The sequence below is a fragment of the Rhizocola hellebori genome (genome assembly GCF_016862955.1).
In the GTDB taxonomy this organism is placed as follows: domain Bacteria; phylum Actinomycetota; class Actinomycetes; order Mycobacteriales; family Micromonosporaceae; genus Rhizocola; species Rhizocola hellebori.
This window is the reverse complement of the sequence record NZ_BONY01000056.1, coordinates 52799-58798: the sequence shown is the minus strand read 5'-3', so window position 1 is coordinate 58798 and position 6000 is coordinate 52799. Positions and strand designations below refer to the sequence as shown.

The 6000-nt window shown below is 68.5% G+C and carries 5 protein-coding genes; 2 read left to right on the top strand and 3 right to left on the bottom strand.

The genetic code is table 11. The features are described 5' to 3' along the window. The first annotated feature begins 61 nt into the window (after window positions 1-61). The gene (locus Rhe02_RS34365; protein ID WP_203912616.1) at window positions 62-835 is read left to right on the top strand and encodes a GntR family transcriptional regulator; all 774 of its coding nucleotides are present in this window, start codon (window positions 62-64) and stop codon (window positions 833-835) included. A gap of 8 nt (window positions 836-843) precedes the next feature. Next, window positions 844-1866 carry a dTDP-glucose 4,6-dehydratase gene (gene rfbB / locus Rhe02_RS34360; RefSeq protein WP_203912615.1) on the top strand — a complete coding sequence of 341 codons (1023 nt, stop codon included), beginning with the start codon at window positions 844-846 and terminating at the stop codon, window positions 1864-1866. A gap of 131 nt (window positions 1867-1997) precedes the next feature. Here the strand turns inward: rfbB and Rhe02_RS34355 are convergent, their stop codons facing one another. The 3 genes from Rhe02_RS34355 to Rhe02_RS34345 form a co-directional block, all read right to left on the bottom strand. Next, window positions 1998-4247, bottom strand: a complete 2250-nt coding sequence (locus tag Rhe02_RS34355) for a serine/threonine-protein kinase (RefSeq protein ID WP_203912614.1) — start codon at window positions 4245-4247, stop codon at window positions 1998-2000. Window positions 4248-4316: 69 nt separating this feature from the next. After that, window positions 4317-4694 (bottom strand): hypothetical protein, encoded by a 378-nt coding sequence (locus Rhe02_RS34350; RefSeq protein WP_203912613.1) that lies wholly within the window; start codon window positions 4692-4694, stop codon window positions 4317-4319. Between the two features lie 47 nt (window positions 4695-4741). Next, entirely contained in the window at window positions 4742-5944 is a 1203-nt protein-coding gene (locus Rhe02_RS34345; protein ID WP_203912612.1) for a MalY/PatB family protein, read from the bottom strand. Window positions 5945-6000 lie beyond the last annotated feature (56 nt).

Below are 6000 nucleotides of genomic sequence, written 5' to 3'. Positions count from 1 at the left end.
TGGCGGCGGTGGAGTGGGGCCGCTCAGCAGTAGGCGGTCAGCACATGTAGCATACAGATTTATGACAGGTCCAAGATTCCAGTGGCTCGCGTCTGAGCTGCGGGAACGCATCGCGCTGGGCGACTACGCGCGAACGGGAGCGCTCGACAGCGAGGCCGAGCTGGTCCGGCGCTACGGGGTCAGCCGGGTCACCGTGCGGCGGGCGCTGGAGGACCTGCGCGACGAGGGGCTCATCACCGCCAAGCGCGGCTCGGGTTGGTACGTGGTCTCCGGCGCTTCCTTCGGCCAGTCACTGGCGCTCGGGTCGTTCCAGCACGCCCAATCGGCGGTCACCGAAGCCGGGGTTCCCTTGGTGCGCAAGGTAACCGGCTACGAGTACACGGCCGCCCCGACCGATGTCTCCCGCCTGCTGCAGATCCCGCCGCACAGCGAGACCCTGCGCGTCAGCACCGTGCGCCACGCGGGCAAGCATCCCCTGGACGTGGTCGTCGAGTGGGTGCCGCTGGAGTTCGGGGCGCCGGTCAGCCGCGCCCAGGCCCAGCAGCCGGGAGTGTGGGAAACCTTGCGCCGCAACGGCCACACCATCGACCTGGTGCGCCAGAGCATCGCCGCCGGCGCGGCGAGCGCCAGCACCGCGCCGCTGCTCGAGGTGGCGCCCGGCACGCCGGTGCTGGTGGTGCGAAGACTGGCGCTGCGCAACGAATCCCAGCCGCTGGCGCTTTCCGAGCATCGCTATCTGGGCCACCGTTTCCGGCTCGATGTCGAGTTCCGCGGCTGGCCGGGGACGGCCGCGACCGACCCACCCGGCATGACCACCATTCCCGACCACGATTAGGAGAACCCATGCGTTTGCTCGTCACCGGAGCGGCCGGCTTCATCGGCTCCAACTTCGTCCACTACTGGCTGGCCCACCATCGCGGCGATCACGTCGTCGCGCTCGACGCGCTGACCTATGCGGGCAACCTGGCCAATCTCGCCGTCGTCCGCGAGCGCATCACCTTCGCCCATCACGATATCGACGACCTGCCCGCGGTGCAGAAACTGTTGCGGGAACACCAAATCGACGTGATCGTCAACTTTGCCGCCGAGTCGCACAACAGCCTTGCCGTGTTGCGGCCACGTGTCTTTTTCCAAACCAACGTTCTGGGTACCCAAAACCTGCTTGAAGCCGCAAGAAACGTTGGCATTGCCCGCTTTCATCACGTGTCGACCTGTGAGGTCTATGGTGACCTGGCTTTGGACGACGCGAGCGCTTTCACCGAGGAGTCGCCCTATCGACCCCGCACGCCCTACAACGCGAGCAAGGCGGCGGCCGACCACGTGGTCCGCGCCTATCACGAGACCTTCGGCCTTCCCATCACCATCACCAACTGCGCCAACAACTACGGCCCCTACCAGTTCCCGGAGAAGGTGATCCCGCTCTTCGCGACGCGGGCGCTGACCGGGCAGACGCTGCCGGTCTACTCCTCCAGCGCCAATCGCCGCGAATGGCTGCACGTCGACGACCACTGCAGCGCGATCGAGCGGGTGTTGCTGGCGGGCACGATCGGGCAGACCTACCACGTGGGTTCGGGGGTCGAGGTCAGCGTCGCGGAGCTGGCCACACGCATCCTCGGCCAGCTCGGGCTGCCGCTTTCCAGGATCGAGACCGTGCCCGACCGGCCCGGCCACGACCGGCGATACCTGCTCGACTCGTCCAAGCTGCGCTCAGAGCTGGGCTGGCGTCCCGCCATCGATTTCGACGCCGGTCTGGCCGGCACGATCTCCTGGTACGCAGAGCACCGCGACTGGTGGCGGCCGTTGCTGGAACGCGCGCCGGTGGACGAGAAGGCATGGGCCACAAGCGTTGATGCCGCCCACGCCTGAGGCTGTCTCAGGCGAGGGCGGCACCACCATCGGGGGGATGGGTGTCACCGGGGGGTGACGTAAGTTCTTGCGGGCAAAATGTCGAATTTTTACCTTCGGTGTAATTTACCCGGAACCTGAGGCTTCGTCAACTAGGGCGTGGGGCTCGGTTCCGCGCTGGCCAGGTCCGGCCCGAGCTGGTAGGCGATCGCGTCGATCGGCGCGTTCGGGCCGCCGCCGGGCGACTCGCTGGGCCTGGGTTCCGGTGGCGGCCCGTTCGGCGGCGGCGGTGGCCCTCCGGGCGGGCCCTCGTCACGCGGGCGGAAGGTCACATAGGCGGTCTGGCTGTCGACATGGATCTGATCGGGCATGAGGTCACCGACCGCCGCCCGGAACGGCTCCTCCCACAGCGGCTCCCCGGTGGTGTCCCTTATGGACAGTCCGTTCTCGTTCACCACCACGATCGCGTCGCCCGCCTGCGTCACCGCCAGCCTGGCGCCGCGCACCTGCTTCTCCCAGATCGGCTTGCCATCGGCCAAGCCATAGGCGACCAGCCGATCGGCGGCCAGCAGGACCAGATTGCGGACCTGCTTCATCGTCACCACCGGGGTTGGCGAGGTCACGTGCCAGATCAGCTTGCCGGTCGACAGCAGCCGCACCTGCACCCGGGAACTCTCGCGCAGCACGAGATAGTCGCCGACGATGACGCCCTCCGAGGCCTTCCATGCCTCATCGCGCCCGCCCGGACCGGGCCCGGGCGGTGGGCCGGGCGGGCTGTCGGTGGCCCGCCAGATCGACTTGCCGCTGCTCATCTGGCGCAGGCCAACGCGTGAGGTGGTGGCCGTTTCCCGGGTGACCAGATGGGTCTGGGTGGCGAACAACGGCACCGGGATCGGGGTGTGCCGCCCATTGGCGGCCATCGGCCGGGGCATCCGCCAGGTGACCTTGCCCGTGCGATCGATGGCCAGCAGCGCCGTTCCCACGCTGAGCAGCGCCCGGTCGGGACCGACGAGGACCCGCTCCAGTTGCACGGCCATTCCGTCCGGGTTGTCCTGGGCGGCGAAGGGCTCCTCCAGCTTGGCGACATTGAGCTCCGGCCCGATGGCGCCGGTCTCGGCGTTCAGCAGCCAGAGCGAGTTGAGGTTGCCGACCAGCAGGACATCGTCCCACGGCCACAACTGAAGCGACGAGGTGGGCATCTCCTTCGTCCAAACAGGACGGCCCAGCACATCGGTGGCGAGAACGTTTCTGCCCGACGCGGCGATGATCCGCCGCCCCCGATCGATCACCACCCGGACCGAGAGGCTGTCCGGCGCGGGCGGCGGGCCATGGTCGGCATGGGAGGCCACCTGCCACAGCACCCGCGATGACCGGCCTGGCCGGGTGGTGCCCGAGGGGGTGGCGCTGGGCAGCGGCGAGGCCCCCGGCTGGCCGCGCTTGAGGTAGCTCCACGCCGCGGCGGCTCCCCCGCCCAGCAACGCCAGCCCGAAAGCGCCGCCGGCCACCAGCAGACGCCGCCGCGAATGCCGGGGCGGCCTCTGGAAATGCGTGCGGGTCGGCAGCGGCTCGCGCTCGGCCCACCAGCCGTGGGCGGGCTGGATCGCGCCGATGCCGACCAGAATCTGCACCAGCTCGGCCGCGGTGGGCCTGTCCTGTGGGTCCTTGCTCAGGCAGCGGGTGATCAAAGGCTGACAATTGACGGGTACCTCGGTCAGCTCGAACCGGCCCAAGGCGACCTGGATGACCTGCTCATAGAAGGTGCCGTCCTTGATCAGAGGCGACCCGGTCGCGGCGTAGAACAGCGTCGCGCCAAGGGAGAAGATATCCCCGGCCGGCCCGGCGTCGACGCCGTTGATGCGTTCGGGCGCCATATAGGAGGGAGTGCCCACCAGCATGCTGGTGGTAATCCGGGTGGCATCACCGGAAAGCGCAATCCCGAAGTCAATGATGTGCGGCCCGTTGATATCGATGATGATGTTGCTTGGTTTCAGATCGCGGTGCACCAGCCCGGCCTGATGGATCGAGGCCAGCGCCTCGGCCAGGCCAAGGGCAAGGGCCAGAACGGTTTCCGAGGTCAGCTTGCCGTGCTGGCCGACCCACTCCTCCAGGCTGGGACCGTCGATGTAGGTGGTGGCCAGCCAGGGTGAGGACGCGTCCTTGTCGGAATCCACGACCGCCGCCGTATACAACGGACTGACCAGCCGGGCCGCCGCGACCTCCCGCGCGAACCGCTCGCGATATTCCGGGTCCTCCGCGAAGTGTTCGCTGAGCACCTTGATGGCCAGACGTTTTCCGCTGCGCGACTGTCCTAGGTAGACCCTCCCCATGCCACCGCCGCCCAGCACGCCGAGCAGGCGGTAACTGGCGACAAAGTCGGGGTCGTTCTTGCCGAGTGGGAGCACGCAGCATGGTAACCATAAATATCTAGATCATTGCAGTGGCCTCAACGGCTGGAAACGTCCACAGCCTCGCTACTCCCGGAAGCCTCCCATGAGACGGCGGAAGAAGCCACCCTCCCGTGGCAGCGCGGGTCGTACCGGCGCGGGCCCGGAGCGTGGCCGGGCGATGGGCTCGTCATAGTCCGTTCGGGCGATCGCATCGATCACCTGCTCCTCGGTGAAATCCTCCGAACCATCGATTTTGGGAACGAACCCGACCAGCATCCCGTTGCGCATCACTTGGGCTTCCAGACCGGCCGTGCCGTCCGTGTCCCACAGCGCCTCGCGCCCGTCGAGCAGCACCACCCGCACCCCGAACTGCGAGATGCCCGCTCGCGGTTGGGCCATGTGCGCGGGCACCCCGCGCTCACGCAACACGTCGACGACCCGCCGGGCCCGCTTTTCATCCATCCCCATACGGTAACCGCGGCGGCTGTGCGCGGCCTGGGCGAAACCTGTTAATCGGAAAGCGCGGCGGCCATCCGGCGGACCGCCTCGGTGATCACCTCGGGCGAGGTCGCGTAGTTCAGCCGGACATGCCCGGCGCCTCCGGTGCCGAAGAGCAGACCGGCCACCAGGGCCACCCGCCCGCGCTCGAGGAAGACGTCGGCCGGCCCGCTGCTGAGCAGGACGTTGCCACGGTCGGCCGGGGCGATGCTGCCCTCCGGGATGCCCAGGGCGCGGCAATCGAGCCAGGACAGGAACGTCGCCTGCGGCGGCCGGAGCCGCACCGCGGGAAGGTGCTCGGCGATCAGCTCGCCCAGCAGCCGCCGGTTGTCGTCGAGCGCGGCCAGCAGCGAGTCGAGCCAGTCCACACCCCCGCGCAGGGCGGCGGTGTGGGAAAGCACGCCGAAGTGGCTCGGGCCGTGGCTCACCTCCTCGGGGATGCGGGCGAGGTCCTCGGCGGCGTCGGGCCCGGCGACGGCCACCGCCGCCTTGAGCCCGGCCAGGTTCCACGCCTTGGAAGCGGACATCATCGAAAACCCGTTCTCGGCGCCCGGCACGCTCAGATACGGCACGTGCACCGCGCCCGGCAGCACGAGCGGGGCGTGGATCTCGTCGGCGATAACCCGGACCCGGTAGGCCCGCGCCAGCGCGGCGACGGCGGCCAGCTCGTCTGCCGTGTGCACGGTGCCGGTGGGATTGTGTGGGCTGCACAGCAGATACGCGGCGCGGCGGCCGTGGGCGGTGGCCGCCTCGAACGCGGCCTGGATCCCGGCCAGATCCAGCCGGTGATCCTCACCCAGCGGCGCCTCGACGATGCCTCGGCCCATGTGCTCGACGAACGCGTAGAAGGGAGGGTAGACCGGGCTGTTGACGATCACCTGATCGCCGATGCCAGTGACGATCTTCAGTATCTCGGCGGTGCCCTGCATGACGTCGGGTACCACCATGGTGCGCTGCGCCACCACGCCTTCCCAGCCCCACCTCTTGCGGGCGAACTCGTCCAGCGCCTCGGCGTATTCGGTGCCCATCGGATAGCCGGTGTCGGAACGCTCGACGGCGTCGATGAGCGCCGACGCGATCGGTGGTGCGAGCCGCACATCCATCTCGGCCACCCATAGCGGCAGCACATCGGGCGGATACCGCCGCCATTTCACACTGCTGCGCGTTCTGAGTTCTTCCAGTGGTACCCAGCGGAAGGGCTCGGCAACTCCCATAGCGCCCAACCGTACCGTCCCCGCCCGCCGCGCTTTTTGTCTTCATGAGGAAGAAT

Coding starts and splice junctions, on each gene's coding strand:
- Rhe02_RS34365 (WP_203912616.1), top strand. CDS start 62: ATGACAGGTCCAAGATTCCAGTGGCTCGCGTCTGAGCTGCGGGAACGC.
- rfbB (WP_203912615.1), top strand. CDS start 844: ATGCGTTTGCTCGTCACCGGAGCGGCCGGCTTCATCGGCTCCAACTTC.
- Rhe02_RS34350 (WP_203912613.1), bottom strand. CDS start 4,694: ATGGATGAAAAGCGGGCCCGGCGGGTCGTCGACGTGTTGCGTGAGCGC.
- Rhe02_RS34345 (WP_203912612.1), bottom strand. CDS start 5,944: ATGGGAGTTGCCGAGCCCTTCCGCTGGGTACCACTGGAAGAACTCAGA.